Origin of the sequence: Sphingomonas sp. 4RDLI-65, assembly GCF_049472435.1 — a bacterium.
In the GTDB taxonomy this organism is placed as follows: Bacteria; Pseudomonadota; Alphaproteobacteria; order Sphingomonadales; family Sphingomonadaceae; genus Sphingomonas.
This window is the reverse complement of sequence record NZ_JBCEBT010000001.1, coordinates 1,005,268-1,020,919: the sequence shown is the minus strand read 5'-3', so window position 1 is coordinate 1,020,919 and position 15,652 is coordinate 1,005,268. Positions and strand designations below refer to the sequence as shown.

17 protein-coding genes are annotated in these 15,652 nt (G+C 66.5%); 5 read left to right on the top strand and 12 right to left on the bottom strand.

What is annotated here, in order from left to right:
* Positions 1–14: 14 nt before the first annotated feature.
* Positions 15–290: a hypothetical protein gene (locus tag VH567_RS04530; protein WP_423323519.1), complete on the top strand. Its 276-nt coding sequence runs from the start codon at positions 15–17 to the stop codon at positions 288–290.
* Here VH567_RS04530 and VH567_RS04525 read toward each other — a convergent pair.
* Both VH567_RS04525 and VH567_RS04520 read right to left on the bottom strand, forming a co-directional pair.
* Positions 262–1,368 carry a lactonase family protein gene (locus VH567_RS04525; RefSeq protein ID WP_423323517.1) on the bottom strand — a complete coding sequence of 369 codons (1,107 nt, stop codon included), beginning with the start codon at positions 1,366–1,368 and terminating at the stop codon, positions 262–264. The two genes, VH567_RS04530 and VH567_RS04525, sit on opposite strands and share 29 nt — an antisense overlap.
* 61 nt (positions 1,369–1,429) lie before the next feature.
* Positions 1,430–1,582 carry a hypothetical protein gene (locus tag VH567_RS04520; RefSeq protein ID WP_423323515.1) on the bottom strand — a complete coding sequence of 51 codons (153 nt, stop codon included), beginning with the start codon at positions 1,580–1,582 and terminating at the stop codon, positions 1,430–1,432.
* 124 nt (positions 1,583–1,706) lie between these two features.
* Between VH567_RS04520 and VH567_RS04515 the strand changes: the two genes are divergently transcribed.
* Positions 1,707–1,970 carry a hypothetical protein gene (locus VH567_RS04515; protein WP_423323513.1) on the top strand — a complete coding sequence of 88 codons (264 nt, stop codon included), beginning with the start codon at positions 1,707–1,709 and terminating at the stop codon, positions 1,968–1,970.
* 51 nt (positions 1,971–2,021) lie between these two features.
* Here the strand turns inward: VH567_RS04515 and VH567_RS04510 are convergent, their stop codons facing one another.
* The 7 genes from VH567_RS04510 to VH567_RS04480 form a co-directional block, all read right to left on the bottom strand.
* The gene (locus VH567_RS04510) at positions 2,022–2,324 is read right to left on the bottom strand and encodes a hypothetical protein (RefSeq protein ID WP_423323512.1); all 303 of its coding nucleotides are present in this window, start codon (positions 2,322–2,324) and stop codon (positions 2,022–2,024) included.
* 97 nt (positions 2,325–2,421) lie between these two features.
* Positions 2,422–3,834: an efflux transporter outer membrane subunit gene (locus VH567_RS04505; RefSeq protein ID WP_423323510.1), complete on the bottom strand. Its 1,413-nt coding sequence runs from the start codon at positions 3,832–3,834 to the stop codon at positions 2,422–2,424.
* 10 nt (positions 3,835–3,844) lie between these two features.
* Positions 3,845–7,021: an efflux RND transporter permease subunit gene (locus VH567_RS04500; protein WP_423323508.1), complete on the bottom strand. Its 3,177-nt coding sequence runs from the start codon at positions 7,019–7,021 to the stop codon at positions 3,845–3,847.
* A gap of 137 nt (positions 7,022–7,158) precedes the next feature.
* The gene (locus VH567_RS04495) at positions 7,159–8,436 is read right to left on the bottom strand and encodes an efflux RND transporter periplasmic adaptor subunit (protein WP_423323506.1); all 1,278 of its coding nucleotides are present in this window, start codon (positions 8,434–8,436) and stop codon (positions 7,159–7,161) included.
* Entirely contained in the window at positions 8,433–8,831 is a 399-nt protein-coding gene (locus VH567_RS04490; protein ID WP_423323504.1) for a hypothetical protein, read from the bottom strand. Before VH567_RS04490 ends, VH567_RS04495 begins: the two co-directional genes overlap by 4 nt.
* A gap of 344 nt (positions 8,832–9,175) precedes the next feature.
* Positions 9,176–9,790, bottom strand: coding sequence for a TetR/AcrR family transcriptional regulator (locus tag VH567_RS04485; RefSeq protein WP_423323502.1), 615 nt, complete (start codon positions 9,788–9,790; stop codon positions 9,176–9,178).
* A gap of 64 nt (positions 9,791–9,854) precedes the next feature.
* Entirely contained in the window at positions 9,855–11,156 is a 1,302-nt protein-coding gene (locus VH567_RS04480) for a UDP-glucose dehydrogenase family protein (protein ID WP_423323501.1), read from the bottom strand.
* Between the two features lie 123 nt (positions 11,157–11,279).
* Between VH567_RS04480 and VH567_RS04475 the strand changes: the two genes are divergently transcribed.
* From VH567_RS04475 to VH567_RS04465, 3 genes are all read left to right on the top strand, one after another.
* Positions 11,280–12,293: an NAD-dependent epimerase/dehydratase family protein gene (locus tag VH567_RS04475; protein ID WP_423323500.1), complete on the top strand. Its 1,014-nt coding sequence runs from the start codon at positions 11,280–11,282 to the stop codon at positions 12,291–12,293.
* A gap of 86 nt (positions 12,294–12,379) precedes the next feature.
* Positions 12,380–12,748, top strand: coding sequence for a phasin family protein (locus VH567_RS04470; RefSeq protein WP_423323498.1), 369 nt, complete (start codon positions 12,380–12,382; stop codon positions 12,746–12,748).
* 200 nt (positions 12,749–12,948) lie between these two features.
* Entirely contained in the window at positions 12,949–13,305 is a 357-nt protein-coding gene (locus VH567_RS04465) for a PilZ domain-containing protein (RefSeq protein ID WP_423323496.1), read from the top strand.
* Between the two features lie 182 nt (positions 13,306–13,487).
* On the opposite strand, the gene VH567_RS04460 is transcribed toward VH567_RS04465, so the two are convergent.
* From VH567_RS04460 to phoB, 3 genes are all read right to left on the bottom strand, one after another.
* Positions 13,488–14,387: an SDR family NAD(P)-dependent oxidoreductase gene (locus VH567_RS04460; RefSeq protein ID WP_423323494.1), complete on the bottom strand. Its 900-nt coding sequence runs from the start codon at positions 14,385–14,387 to the stop codon at positions 13,488–13,490.
* Positions 14,388–14,494: 107 nt separating this feature from the next.
* Positions 14,495–14,842 (bottom strand): hypothetical protein, encoded by a 348-nt coding sequence (locus VH567_RS04455; RefSeq protein WP_187504877.1) that lies wholly within the window; start codon positions 14,840–14,842, stop codon positions 14,495–14,497.
* Positions 14,843–14,958: 116 nt separating this feature from the next.
* A complete protein-coding gene (gene phoB, locus VH567_RS04450) occupies positions 14,959–15,651 on the bottom strand; it encodes a phosphate regulon transcriptional regulator PhoB (RefSeq protein WP_307086425.1) in 693 nt (230 codons plus the stop codon).
* Between the last annotated feature and the right edge of the window lies 1 nt (position 15,652).

Below are 15,652 nucleotides of genomic sequence, written 5' to 3'. Positions count from 1 at the left end.
GGGGGCCAGACCAAATGACTATCCAGAACACCGCTTTGCGGATCGCCGCTGCATGCCTGCTGTTCACGGCGGCACCTGCCTTGGCCGGCGAGCCCGTGACCTGCCTCAAATCGGTCAGCACGCCGCGACTGCTGTGTGACGAAGGGGCCTGCGTCCGCGTGCCGGTCAAGGACCTGTGCGACGCGGTGCGGGCATCCTATCCCGCCAAGCGCCGCGCGGTGAAGCCCATGCAACTCGACCTGAACCCAGGCCGCGACGAGCTCACGCTGCTGATCGCCAGCGTGAGCTGAACGCGAACGCGGCGCCGGGTATCTCAACCACGAGATCGGTCGGGGCGAGCGTCCCGTCCGGCAGGATGTCGAGCATCGTCACCCGGTGATCGCGCTCGTGCACGACGACCATCCGGCGTTCGTCTTCCGATATCAGGAAGAACCTGGGTGACGCACCGCCGCTGGCGATGTGCTGGATCGGGGTGACCTCGCCCCGGCCATCGCCCCGGCCATCGCCCTCGTCGTCCAGCGCGAAGACGGCGATACTGTCATGACCGCGGTTCGACACGTACAGCCGGTCGCCCGCGGCGTTCGCGGCGATGTGCGCGACGATGTTGGCCTCCGTGCAATCGACCGGCAGCGTGGACAGCGCGGCACGGTGGCGGAGCAAACCATCCTCGACGTCGAGCACGATCAGCATGCTGGTCAACTCGCAGGCGAGATAGGCTTTGCGCGGATGCCGTGCATGAAACAGCAGATGGCGCGGGCCCGATCCGGGCGGCGCGGCAAACGCGGTATGCGGCGTGCCGAGCGTGCCGTGCTTCTGGTCGACCGCGAACCCCAGCACCTGATCCGTTCCCAGGTCGGTCGCATATAGAAAGCGGTTTTCGAGCCCGAAGCCGACCCAGTGCGCGTGCGGCGATTGCTGGCGCTCGGCATTGGGTCCGCTGCCGGTGTTGGCATGCACCGACGGCGGCACGATCGGCATCCCGCCCGCGTCGAGCCGGTACAAGGCGACGCTGCCACTGGCATAATTGGCGATCGCGACGCAGGATTGCGTGGCGTCGAGCGCGACGTGGCATGGTGCCGCACCACCCGTCGCCACGCGTCCGACCAGCGTCAGCGCCGTTGCGTCTCGCCGATAGATGCCAAGCGCGCCGTCATCCTGTTCATTAACCAGATAGTGAAGATCGAACCGTGACGAATAGGCGCCGAACGAAGCATTGGCCGCATCGGCACAGGGCATGCCGACGGACAATCCCGCCGCGTCTTGCCCGGCCTGCGCGCCCTGCAGCGGATAGACGCCCGCGCCGCCGCCGCCGGCATACGTGCCGATCCAGAGCGAAACGGAGGCTTGCGACGGTTCGGGCGGTATCATGGGGCGGCTGTACCGCGGTTCGGCGTGGCACGCGAACGCCAGCCGGCGATATGGTCCGACGTCAGGCCCGGAGCAGCGCGATCAGCTGTTCGCGGTACAGCCGCGCAATGTCTTCGTGCATGCGCGCGATCACCGAATTCGGCGCGCGGCGCGCCAGCACCGACTGGTCGTCCATGCGGCGCTCGATCACGGACGGGTGCGGAAGCGGATCCATATGCAGACCGATGGACCCGGTATGTTTCGTTCAAATTTCGCGAGAAGGTTAACCGGCGAAGATACCCCCGGAAACGCGTGCCGCCGGACTGGCGCTGCCGACGAGCTTGGCTTACCGCAGCGGCATGGGTGATCTGGATAGACTGGTTCCGTCGGGAATAATCGAGCAATGGGTCTATCATCTGCGACGCCAGCGTTCGCGGGCGACGGATGCGATCTGGCTGATCGATCAGGGGTTTACCCTGCATGACGGGCAGGACGGCGTGCCGCAGCACGATGCGACCGCCCGCTGGCGTGCGGAGAACGAGACCGTGATCGAGGAAGTCACCGCGCTGCTAGCGCTGTACGACGGCATCAATCTCGGCAAGGTCGATATCGACCAGGTCTGATTGCTTGGGGCGGATTGCGCGGGCCTGACCGCGCAGGGCGGATTGCCCCGGTTACGCCTTAGCTTCCGGAATGACGTCGCCATAACTCTCGCGCATCAACCAGCCGGTATGATGCAGCGACGAGCTTTGCGGCAGTTCGGCATCGGGCATGTCGGTGACGAGCTCGGCGGACGCTGCGAGCTGCTGGTGGCGTTCGCTGAGGACCAGATGCGCGGCGCGTCCGGCCTCGGACCGCGAACGCCGGGCGAGTACCTTTTCCTGTTTCGCGCGATCCTGGTGATACGCGACCTGCGCACGCCACGCCTGCGTGCTTGCGTCGGTCGCTGCGCCGGGGCCTGGGGCATCTTCGGTCATAAATGTCTCCGCTATTGCCGAAATCCTGATGCACTTTAGGTTTCTGGGGTATTGCCGGACGTGGTTAATGCGCCGGATCGTGGCGTATGTCGGGCGATTACGCTGGAATCCGCGCTGGTGCCTGCCAGCCGCCGCCTAGCGCACGGAACAAGTCGACTTGGGCGCCGGCGATCCGGGCGTCGGCTGCCGCAAGGTCGGTATCCGTATCGGCCAGCGTACGCTCGGCGTCGAGGACGTCGAGGAAGTCGATCTGGCCTTCGCGCTGGCGGGCGCGGGTGATGCGGGCGGCGGTGGCGGCGTTGTCGTGCGCGGATTGCAACTGCGTGCGGCGATCGAGTTCGCGGGCGTAGTTGGACAATGCCGTCTCGGTTTCCTCTAGCGCGGTCAGGACGCTGCCGTCGAAAGTGGCGAGTGCGCCGCGGGTGTCAGCTTCGGCGCCGGCGATGCGGGCACGCGCCGCCGACTGGTTGAGCGACCAGTTCAGTAGCGGGCCGAGCAGCCAGCGGATGGGGCCGCCGGTGAAGATGTCGCCGACGCTCAGCGCGGTCGAGCCGATCGAGCCGCCGAGCGAGATCTGCGGATAGAGTTGCGAGGTCTGGACGCCGATCCGCGCGGTCGCCGCCGCAAGCCGGCGTTCGGCGGCGTGGATGTCGGGGCGGCGGGCTAGCAACGTCGCGCCGTCGCCGATCGGGATCGGCTGGTCGAGGCGTGGCGTGGTGGTGCGAGCGCCAGCGGTTGCGGGCAGGTCCTGCGGGGTGCGGCCGGTGAGCGTGGCGAGGCGGAACAGCGCGGCTTGGCGCTCGGCTTCGATCTGCGGGATGTTGGCGGCGCGCTGATCACGCAGGGCTGCGATCCGGACCTGATCGAGGCGGGCTGCACGACCAGCGTCGACGCGTTTTCCGGTCAGCGTGTTCGACTTGTCGAGCAGGTCGACGATCCGCTTGGCGACCGCGAGGCGTTCGGCGGACGAGGCTGCGTCGACATAAGCGCGGGTGGTGGCGGCGACGATCGAGACGCGGACGGCGTCCGCATCGGCCAGTGCCGCACCGACGTCACCGCGCGCGGCTTCGACGTTGCGGCGGACTCGGCCGGCAAGATCGACCTCGTAGCTGACGTCCAAGCCTACGTCGTAGGTGGCGCGCTCGCGGTCGAGACCGGGCAGGTTCTGGAGTTGCGAGGTGCGGGCGTAATTGCCGCTCGCGCCCGCGTTCACCTGTGGCTCGCGGTCGGTCTTCGCGCCGCGCAGGGACGCGCGGGCGCTGTCGAGGCGGGCGACCGCGACGCGCAGGTCGGTGTTCGCCGCAAGCGCATCCGCGACGAGCCCGTCGAGGACCGGGTCGCGGTACATCCGCCACCAGTCGTTGTCCGGCGCCGTCGTAACGGTCGCGGCGTTGGCGGTCACGAACGACGCCGCCGCCTTGGGGGGGGTGATCGGCGCGACATAGTCGGGGCCGGCGGCGCACGCGGCGAGCGTCAGCGCCGAGAGGCTCGCGAGGAGGGCGGACTTCATGATGCTGGTCCTATTCGGCTGGCTGAAGGGTCGCGGCGGGGGCAGGGCGGCGGCGTTCGAACCGCAGCGCCAGCGCCCGTGCGACGACATAGAAGGTGGGGGTGAAGAGCAGCCCGAACCCGGTCACGCCGATCATCCCGAAGAACACCGCGGTCCCCAGCGCCTGGCGGAGTTCCGCACCGGCACCGGTCGCGATCACCAGCGGCACCGCGCCGAGGATGAAGGCGAAGCTCGTCATCAGGATCGGCCGCAACCGGTCCTTCGCCGCGCGCACTGCGGCCTCGACCGGGGTGAGGCCGTCCTGTTCCTCGGCCTGCTTGGCGAACTCGACCACGAGGATCGCGTTCTTCGCGGCTAGCGCAATCAGCACGACCAGGCCGATCTGCGTCAGGACGTTGTTGTCCATGCCCCGCAGGTTCACGCCGGTTATCGCGGCCAGCAGGCACATCGGCACGATCAGGATGATCGCGAGTGGCAACGTCAGGCTCTCATATTGCGCGGCGAGCACGAGGAAGACGAACACCACCGCCATGCCGAAGACGAGCGCGGCGGTGCTGCCGGCGGCTTTCTGCTGATACGCGATCCCGGTCCATTCGTGCGCGTAGCCGGCGGGCAGCGACGCGTCCGCGAGCTTCTCCATTGCGACCAGCGACTGGCCCGAGGAATAGCCTTTGGCGGTGTCGCCATCGACCTCGACCGCGGGGAACAGGTTGTAGCGGACGACGCGGTACGGGCCGGTCTTGTCCTTGAACGTCGAGACCGAGCCGACCGGGACCATCTGGCCCGAATTGGAGCGCGTCTTGAGGTTGGCGATGTCCGCGGTGGTGTTGCGGAACGGCGCGTCGGCCTGCGCTGTGACGCGGTAGGTGCGGCCCAGCAGGTTGAAGTCGTTGACGAAGGCCGAGCCGAGATAGACCTGCAACGCCTCGAACACGCGCTCCGGGGGGACGCCCAAGAGGTTGGTCTTGGCACGGTCGACGTCGGCGAAGATACGCGGGGTGGCGGTGTCGAAGAAGGTGTAGATCTGCGCGAGGCCCGGGGTCTGGTTCGCTTTGCCGATCAGGGCATACGACGTCTTGCCGAGGTCGGCGTAACCGTGGCCGCCCTGGTCCTGCACCATCAGGCGATAGCCACCGGCCGAGCCGATACCCTGGATCAGCGGCGGCGGGACGATCAGCAGGCGTGCTTCGGTGATGTCGCCGGTCGCCTTCTGCGATTCCGCCATGATGCTGGCCAATGTGACGCCGAGTTTCTTGCGTTCCTCGAAGCTCTTCAGCGGGATGTAGGCGGCGGCGCTGTTAGGGGCGAGCGTCTGCGACGGGCCGTCGAAGCCTGCGAGCATGACCGCGCCCTTGACGCCGGCGAGCGGCAGGATGCGCTTGGCGACCTTCTGCATGACGGCGTCGGTACGCTCGACCGACGAGCCGGGCGGAAGCTGGATGACGGTCAGGAAGTATCCCTGATCCTGCGCGGGGACGAAGCCCGACGGGGTGACCATGAACACGCCAACCGTGACCGCGATCAGTGCGGCATAGGCGATCATCATCCGCTTCGGCGCCGTGACGAGGCGCGCGGTGAGGCGGGCATAGCTGTCGCTCATCCGCTCGAACCCGCGGTTGAACGCATCGCCGGCGCGCCGCAGCGTGCGGGTCAGGCGGTTGCCGGAGTCGGCGGGGGCGGTCGGCTTGAGCAGCATCGCGGCGAGCGCCGGCGACAGCGTCAGCGAGATGAGCAGCGAGATGATCGTCGCGGTCGAGATCGTCACCGCGAACTGGCGGTAGAACGCCCCCGAGAGTCCGGTGAGGAACACGGTCGGGATGAACACCGCGCATAGCACGAGCACGATCGCGACCAGTGCGCCCGACACTTCGTCCATCGACGTGCGCGCCGCCTCCAGCGGGGAGAGTCCGTGTTCGAGGTTGCGCTCGACATTCTCGACCACGACGATCGCATCATCGACGACGATGCCGATCGCGAGGACGAGCCCAAACAGCGAGAGGTTGTTGAGGCTGTACCCGGCGGCGGCGAGCACCGCGAAGGTGCCGATCAGCGAGACCGGGATCGCCACGATCGGGATGATCGCCGCGCGCCATTTCTGCAGGAAGACGAGGATGACGAGCACGACGAGGATCATCGCCTCGAAGAGCGTGTGCTTCACTGCGTCGATCGACTGCGCGATGAACTCGGTCGGGTTGTAGATCACCTTGTATTCGAGGCCTTTGGGGAAGCGCTTCGACATCGACTCCATCTCTGCGGTGACGGCCTGTGCCGCGCCGAGTGCGTTCGAGCCGGGACGCTGGAAGACCGCGGCGATGACCGTAGGCTTGCCGCTGAGATAGGTATTCGCGCCGTAATCCTGTGCGCCGAGTTCGACACGCGCGACGTCCGAGACGCGGACCTGGCGGCCTTGTGCGTCGGTGCGGATCACTACGTCCGCGAACTGCTTGGGGTCGGTGAGGCGGCCCTGTGTCTCGACGTTGAGCTGGAACGCGCTGTTGCCCTTGTCATAGGGTGGCTGGCCGAGCGTGCCGGCGGCGACCTGGACGTTCTGCGCACGCAGCGCCGCGACGATCTCGCCGGCGGTGAGGTCCAGCGCGGCGGCGCGGCCGGGATCGATCCAGACACGCATCGAATAATCGCGCGCGCCGAACAGCTGCACGTCGCCGACGCCGTCGATGCGGCTGAGGCGATCGCGAACCTGCGTCAGCGCGTAGTTGGAGATGTAGCCGCGATCGAGCGAGTTGTCGGGCGAGACGAGGTTCACCACCATCAGGAAGTCGGGCGACGTTTTCCGCGTCACGACGCCGAGACGCTGGACGTCTTCCGGCAGGCGCGGGACGGCGACCGCGACGCGGTTCTGGACGAGCACCTGCGCGGCGTCGAGATTGGTGCCGATCTTGAAGGTGACGGTGATCGTGACCTTGCCGTCACCGGTCGATTGCGACGACTGGTACAGCATGTTGTCGACGCCGTTGATCTCCTGCTCGATCGGCGCGGCGACGGTCTCGGCGACCGTCTCGGCCGAGGCGCCGGGATAGGTCGCGCTGACGGTGACGGTGGGGGGAACGATGTCGGGATATTGCGACACCGGCAGCGTCATGTAGGCGATCGCACCGACGATCGTGATGATCACCGCGATCACGCCCGCGAAGATCGGCCGGGTGATGAAGAAGCGCGAGAAGCGCATGGTTTGTGTCCTCGAAGAAGAGCGACGGGCACGCCCCAACACCACCCCGGCGGAGGCCGGGGCCCAATTGGGCGAACCGCAGTGATTAAGTCGAAACGCTATCCCATTTGGGCCCCGGCCTTCGCCGGGGTGGACGCCTATCTCGCGAGGGTAGCTTCACCCGAGATGGGCTGGACGGACGCTGGCGCTGTCGCACCCGACGCGACCACGATCCGGCCGACTTTCGGCGCGACGATCGCGCCCGGCATCGCCATCTGCGTACCCTGAATGATGATCCGATCGTTCGGCCCGATCCCCGAGCGCACGATCCGCAGGCCATCGACCACCGGGCCGAGTTCGACCGGCTTCTGGCTCACGACGTTCTTCGCATCGATCGTCAGCAAAACCTTGCGCGCCTGATCGGTCTGCACCGCATCGTCCGGCACCAGCAGAGCCTGCCGAGTCCCCGCACTCGCAAGCCGCATGTTGCCGAACATCCCCGGCGTCAGGAAATACCCCGAGTTGGCGAGCACGGCGCGGCCACGGATCGTGCCCGAGCGCTGGTCGAGACCGTTGTCGGTGAAGTCGAGCTTGCCCTTCCAGCGATGCTCGGTCTCGTCCTGCAACTGGATCTCGACCGCGGCCGGCGACGCGCCGGGCTGCCGTGCGCGCTGCGTCTTGAGGTACAGCGCCTCGGAGCCATCAAACGTGAAGTAGATCGGATCCAGCGCGTTGATCGTCGTCAGCACCGTGCCGCCGGTGCCTTCGCCGCCCGCGACCTGGTTGCCCGCATCGACGCGGCGATCGGAGATGCGACCACCGATCGGTGCGCGTACCTGCGTGAAGCCGACGTCCAAGGCGCGGGCGCGTTCGCGTGCCTGCGCTGCGGCGAGTGCGGCTTGGGCTGCTTCGAGCTTGCCACGAAGGGCATCGACTTCGCCCGCCGATACCGCTTCGTCCGCAACCAGCCGCTGCGCGCGGCCTAGATCGGTGCGGGCCAGCGACAAGGCGCTGCGTGCGCTTGCGACGTTGGCATGCGCCTCGGCCAGAGCAGCGGCGAACGGCCTGGAGTCGATCGTGAAGAGCAACTGGCCCTTGCTGACGATCTCGCCGTCGCGGAAGTGGATACCGGTGACTTCGCCCGCGACGCGTGGCCGGATCTCGACCGTGCGGCTCGGTGCGAAGCGGCCGACATAATCGTCCCATTCGCTGACCTGCCGCACCAATGGCGACGCGACCGTGACGGAGGCGGGCGGGGGTGCCGCCATTGCCGCATCCGGGTGGTCGAACATCTTCACGCCTACCGCACCAAGCAGGGCGATCGGCACGAGCACCATCGCACCGCGCTGCCATGCCGGCCGTCGATGACGGTCCATGGGCGGCGAAGACGCGACGTCGGCGTCGTTCGCGGCCGTGATCGTGGTCATCTGGTTCACGCTGCGATGCTCCGCTTCTGCTGGGCGCCGACGCGCATGCCGGTCACGCTCTCGACGAGCGTTTCGATCTGCGCCTCGGCGAAGCCGGCGGCGAGGAAACCCTGGATTTCGGCCATCGGCAGCGCGAAGCCGCGGCGCCAGGCGTACACCGCCATCCGCCGTAATGCCTCCAGCCGAGGGTCGGCGAGCCGCGACGCGGTGCTCAAGCCAAACAGGCTGCCCATTGCGCGCGACATGCGGCTCGGGCCGGACAGGCTGCGCAACGTGTCGCGCTTGGCGAGGGCGATGACGCTCCATTCGAGCGCGGAGAAACCGGTCGGGGCAGGGGCGGCTACAGCCTGGGTGCGGCTGGTGACGGGCGAAGCGAACATGTTGTCGAGGTCGAGATAAGCCATGGGATTGTCCCCCTTTTGATCTTGGGCAAGCGCTGGCCTTCGTCGGTGGACGGTCCACCAACGTCAGCTGGTCGCAAGGCGTGCGCGGTCGTTGCCGGCACATCCCCGTGCCGCGCTTGCCCGCTTAAATTTTCGTGGATCCGGTCGGCCGAAGCCATCCGGTGTTAGGTTTGAACCGTGGTCATGGTTTGGTGTCCCCGGTTGCCCCATCCGAACTAGGAGAGAGCTTCGATACCAGTCGGTATATAAACCTGGGGTTCATCTAGTCAACAGACTTTTGTACCGGACGGTATTTTAAATTGCACCGCAACAAAATGCGTGACAATTTTGCCAGCGTGCACCGCCTATTTGGTCGGCCAGACCGACATGGCCGTCTCGACGAGCTGGTTCAGTTCGCCGCAGGTCGCGCCCGATCCGCTCTGGATCGTCAGGCCCTGCATGATCGCGAACAGATACCGCATCAAGGCGTGCGACTCGAGGCCATCGGGAAATTCGCCTGCCGCCTTGGCTTCGTCGAACCTGCGGATCAAGGCGGCCTCGGACGACGCGCGGCGCTTCGCGACTTCGGCCTTGATCGGTTCGGCTTCGGCACTGCACGCGACGCTGCTGATGACGCTGAGACACCCCTTGGGATCGCAGGTGCTCATCTGCATCTGGAGCGCGCCCCGAAGAAGGTTTTCCGCTACGGCACGCGCCGTCGGTGCGGCCAGCGCAGACGTCATATAAGCGAGCTTCTCGCGCTCGTAGAGGTCGAGCGCCTTGTGGAACAGCGCTTCCTTGTTGCCGAACGCCGCATAGAGACTGGGCTTTGTGATCCCCATCTCCGCGGTCAGTTCGGCCATCGACGCGCCTTCGTACCCGTTGCGCCAGAACACGCGCAGCGCGCCCGCCAACGCCACGTCGAGATCGAACTCGCGGGGGCGGCCCTTGGGGGCAGTGAGCGTGCAAAGCCTATTCATACCGTTCGGTATATAGTGAGAGCGCGCAAAAGGTCCAGTGACTGGAATATGTTGCTGGGCGCGCTCACCGACCGACCGCCGTGTACGCGAACCCGGCCTGTTCGACGTCGGCGCGCTGGTAGACGTTGCGGAGGTCGACCATCACCGGCGCGGCGAGCAGTCCCTTGAGCCGCGCGAGATCGAGCGCACGGTACGCGTCCCACTCGGTGACGATCACCACCGCGTCGGCGCCGTCGGCCGCATCATAGGCGTCGGTGCAATATACCAGATCGGGCAGCATCGCCTTTGCCGGTCCCATGCCCTCCGGATCATGCGCGCGCACCGTGACGCCCGCATCCGCCAGCGCCATCGCGATCGCCAGGCTCGGCGCGTCGCGCATGTCGTCTGTGTTCGGCTTGAACGTAAGGCCCAGCAGCGCGACCGTCTTGCCGCGCGGGTTGTCACCGAGCGCATGCAGGACTTTGCGCCCCATCGCGCGCTTGCGGCTGTCGTTCACCTTCACCACCGCTTCGACGATGTGCACCGGCGTGTTGTAGTCCTCCGCGGTCTTCAGCAGAGCCAGCGTGTCCTTGGGGAAGCACGAGCCGCCATAGCCGGGTCCGGCATGCAGGAATTTCTTGCCGATCCGGTTGTCGAGCCCGATCCCGCGCGACACATCCTGGACGTCGGCACCGACCGCTTCGCACAGATCGGCGATCTCGTTGATGAAGGTAATCTTGGTCGCGAGGAACGCGTTCGCCGCATATTTGATCAGCTCGGACGTGCGCCGGCCGACGAACAGAATCGGCGATTCGTTGAGATACAGCGGGCGGTACACGTCGCGCATGACCTGCTTGGCGCGCTCGTCCTCGGTGCCGATGACGATCCGGTCGGGGCGCTTGAAATCGCCGATCGCGGCGCCTTCGCGCAGGAATTCGGGGTTCGAGACCACCGCGACGTCGATGTCGGGCCGCTTCTCGCGCAGGATCGCCTCGACGCGGTCGCCGGTGCCGACGGGAACGGTCGATTTGGTGACGATCACGGTCGGCCCGGTCACCGCCGCTGCGATTTCCTCGGTCGCGGCGAACACATAGCTGAGGTCGGCATGGCCATCGCCGCGCCGCGACGGCGTGCCGACCGCGATGAAGATCGCATCGGCGCCGGCCACCGCGCTGGCCAGGTCGGTGGTGAACGCGAGCCTGCCTGCGGCGACGTTTGTCGCGACGAGCTGGTCGAGGCCGGGCTCGTAGATCGGCATGCGGCCAGCGAGCAGCGCGTCGATCTTTGCCGGATCCTTGTCGACGCAGATCACGTCATGGCCGAAATCGGAGAAGCAGGCGCCCGACACCAGGCCGACATAGCCCGAACCGATCATCGTGATGCGCATCGACGTTTCCTCGAAAGCTGGCCCGTAGCTGGCCCGTAAAGCTGGCGGACCTATTGAGATAAATCGCCGACCATGCAAGCGCGCGGGGTGTCCGACCGAAACTCTGCTGGAGCCTGTGTGCCGATGACCCGTTACCTGATCACCGGTGCCGCCGGCTTCATCGGCTTCCACCTTGCCTCGCGGCTGTTGAGCGATGGTCACGACGTCGTCGGGTTCGACGGGATGACTGCCTATTACGACGTCCGCCTCAAACAGGCGCGCGTCGACCTGCTGCAACAGCACCCGCAGTTCCGGCTCGTCACCGGCATGCTGGAGGACCGCGAGGCGCTCGCCGCCGCTGCCGATCTCGCGAAACCGGACGTGATCGTCCACCTCGCGGCGCAGGCGGGCGTACGCTATTCGATCGAGGCGCCGCGTACCTATGTCGACAGCAATTTGATCGGCTCGTGGAACGTGCTCGACATCGCCAAGGCGGTCGGGTGCAAGCATCTGCTGATGGCGTCGACCTCGTCGGTGTACGGCGCGAACGAGAGCATGCCGTTCCGCGAGTTGGACCGCGCCGACGAACCGCTCAGCCTGTATGCCGCCACGAAGAAGGCGATGGAGGCGATGGCGTTCAGCCAGTCGCATTTGTTCGGCCTGCCGATGACGATGTTCCGCTTCTTCACCGTCTATGGCCCGTGGGGGCGGCCCGACATGGCGCTGTTCAAGTTCACCGATGCGATCCTGAACGGCCGGCCGATCGACGTGTACGGGCAGGGCCAGATGGCGCGCGACTTCACCTATGTCGAGGATCTGGTCGAGGCGATCGTGCGACTGGCGGACGTGATACCGAACGAGGCCAACCGGGTCGCCGACGTCGACACGCTGTCGAAGGTCGCGCCGTTCCGCGTCGTCAACATCGCGGGGGGCACCCCGACTCCGCTGATGGACTATGTCCGGACTCTGGAGGCGTGCCTCGGCGAGACGGCGACGCTCAACATGATGGATATGCAGCCAGGCGACGTGCCGCGGACCTATGCCGATGCGTCGTTGCTCCACGCCCTGACGCAGTATCGCCCCGAGACATCGGTGAAGGACGGCGTCGCCGCGTTCGTCGCGTGGTTTCGGGCGTATCACCGGATGCCGGCCGCCTGAGGGTTTCCGGGGCGGTGCTCCGGTGGTGCAACCAAAGATAGCAGCGACGGTTGAAGACGCATCGAGCCAGAGACAGGAGCGAGACCATGGCAGACGATGTAAAGACCGCGATGGGCAAGGGTGGCGACGCCGCCAAGGCCGCAGCCGACCGGATGGCGGGTGCCGCCCAGGATGCAGGCGAGGCGATGAAGGAATCGAGCGGCAAGATCGCCGAGGGCGGCGCGACGATCGGCCGGACGATGATCGACCAGGCCGAGCAGAACACGCGCGAGGCCTTTGCGGCGATGCGCGAGGCGGCGAACGCCAAGGACCTGTCGCAGGTGATGAAGATCCAGGGCGACTATCTGCGCGAGCAGAGCCAGCGCAGCATGACCCAGGCGCGCGAGATCGGCGAGATGATCATGAAGTTCGGCAAGGACGCGGTCGCGCCGCTGCGGAACGACGGATCTCGCTGAACGGACCTGATGATCGGCATGCCGCAGCAAGGCGTAACGGCGCGGGGTTGGAGCGGCGTACGGACGAGCAAGAACGCCGCCGCTCCAATCCGATGACGGAGCCATGCGGCGTAAACCTTGATCGAAATTATAACTTATGTTGCGAAAGTCGGGCCAGCTTTTAAGGCATACTCGTCTGCCACCTTTAGCGAACGGCCGAAATGGATAGCCCAGTTCCCCTGTCGCGCGCGACGCGCACCAGCGTGATGCTCAGCACAGAGCTGTTTCGCGCCGGCCGCGCGGCAAGCAGTCCACACCGCGTCACGAACATCTCCGAAACCGGTATCTGCATCGCCCAGCCCGGCGACCTGATCGTCGGGAGCGTCGTCGTGGTGACGATCGGGCGGATCGAGCAGGTCGTAGCCGAGGTGGTATGGGTGCGGAGCGGTCTCGCCGGGCTCAGGTTCCAGGCGCCGATCGACGTCGCCGAGGCCAGAGCGCGCCGCCCGGCGGGGTATCGCAGCATTGCACCGTCCGCCGGGTGGTTAGCCGCGCTAAACGATCCCTACGCAAAATAGGGCGGGGCCCCCGGGCTACCCCATCGATTGGATTGTGGTGGGACACCGATCCTCCCCCGCCAGGGGGAGGTGGCTGGCACTTGCCAGACGGAGGGGGAGGTAAGCGACCACGCAGGTTTCGTGTCCTCCCCCTCCGTCACCTTCGGTGCCACCTCCCCCTGGCGGGGGAGGATTGCGGTTACTCAGCGGCCCTGCAGCTTGTTGAGGATACTCAGCGACTGTTCCGAGCCGGATTGCGGGACGATTTCACCCGCACGGTCGATGATCGCGTCCCAATGCGCAGCGACGCCCTCGACCGATAGATCGTCGCCGGTGAGCAGCTTGCCCTGAGTCAGCGTCACATACGCCGCCTGGAACACGCCGGCGCCAGCACCGACGATGATGTTGGTCGGCGCGTCTTCCGACACGAGGAACACCGCGGCGGGGGCGACCTTGTCGGGGGAGAAGGCCTTGAACGCCTCCTCGGGGAAGATGTCCTGCGTCATCCGCGTCCCCGCGGTCGGCGCGATCGTGTTGACCTTGATGTTGTTCTTGGCGCCCTCGATCGCGAGCGTCTTGGTCAGGCCGGCGAGCCCGAGCTTGGCCGCGCCGTAGTTCGCCTGGCCGAAATTGCCGAACAGCCCGGTCGAGGATGCGGTCATCAGGATGCGGCCGTAATTCTGCGCGCGCATCGTGTCCCACACCGCCTTGGTGGCGTTGGCCGAGCCGTTGAGGTGGACGTCGACGACGAACTTGAAGTCGGCGGGCTCCATCTTGGCGAAGCTCTTGTCGCGCAGCACGCCGGCGTTGTTGATCAGGATGTGGACGCCGCCCCATTTCTCGGAAGCCTTGGCGACCATTTCGACCATCTGGTCGTATTCGGTGACGCTGCCGCCGTTCGACATCGCTTCGCCGCCGGCCGCCTCGATTTCCTCGACGACTTTCAGCGCGGCGTCGGAATGGCCGGTGCCGTCGCGCGATCCACCGAGATCGTTGACGACCACTTTCGCGCCGCGGCGGGCGAGTTCGAGCGCATATTCGCGGCCCAGGCCGCCGCCGGCGCCGGTGACGATGGCGACGCGGCCCTCAAAACCTATAGACATGGAAAAGGCGCTCCTCTCTTATAGTTGGAGCGCCTTTCCTAGAACGTAAAGCCAGCTAGGCAAGCGGCAGGATCACCTGCCGCTTGCTGCGTAGCTTACTTGGTAGCTTACTTGCCGCCGCGGTTGCGGCAGCCGTCCTTGACCGTCTTCGAGCATACCGGATACTCCGCGGGTGCCGGCGTCGGCGGGGTCACGGTCGGCTGACCGAACGTCACGCCACCGGTCGGGGCAGGGGCCGCCATCGGTGCGGCAGGTGCTGCGGCCGGATCGGCGGGTGCCGCCATTGCCGGGTCAGCGGGTGCTGCGGGGTCGGCAGGGGCTGCCTGATCCGCGGGTGCCGTCTGCATGGCGGGATCGGCCGGTGCGGTCTGCGCGGCGGGGTCTGCCGGCGGCGTCGTCTGGGCGATCACGGGCGACGCGAGAAGAGCGGCAGCGGCGAGAAGGATGGACTTCATAGGAATCTCCTAAATGGGTGCACCATTTTGGTAGCGCGACGTCTGAACGCACTAAGTCGCGCTTGGGTCCTTCGTTTCGCATCCGATTCCATTCGCTCCACCGCGGGACAGGGTCGTCAGCCCCCCGTATCGAGCGAATAGCCCGCCGAGCGGACGGTGCGGATGATGTCGGGACGCTCGCCGACGTTGATCGCCTTGCGCAGCCGCCGGATGTGCACGTCGACCGTCCGGCTCTCGATATCCGAGTCGTGTCCCCACACCGCGTCGAGCAGGCGTTCACGCGAGAACACCCAGCCCGGATGCTCGAGGAAATGCTTGAGCAGCCGGAACTCGGTCGGTCCGAGTGACACGACTTCGCCCGAGCGGCGGACCTTGTGGCCGACCGTGTCCATCTCGATGTCGGCATAGCTGAGCGCTTCGCCGGCAAGGGCAGGGCGGACGCGGCGGAGGACCGCGCCGACGCGGGCGACGAGTTCGCGCGGGGAGAAGGGCTTCGTCACGTAATCGTCGGCACCGGTTTCGAGTCCGCGGACGCGATCCTCTTCCTCACCACGCGCGGTCAGCATGATGATCGGCACGTTCTGCGTCTCGGGTGCGCGGCGTAGACGGCGACAGACCTCGATCCCCGAGAGCCCCTCGACCATCCAGTCAAGCAGGACGATATCGGGCACCTTCTCTTTGGCGAGCAGCAAGGCTTCCTCGCCATCGGGCGTATGCGCGATCTCGAAATCCTCGCGCTTGAAATGCCAGACCAGCAGTTCGGCGAGCGCGGCGTCGTCCTCGACGAGCAGCATCCGTGCACGGGCCATG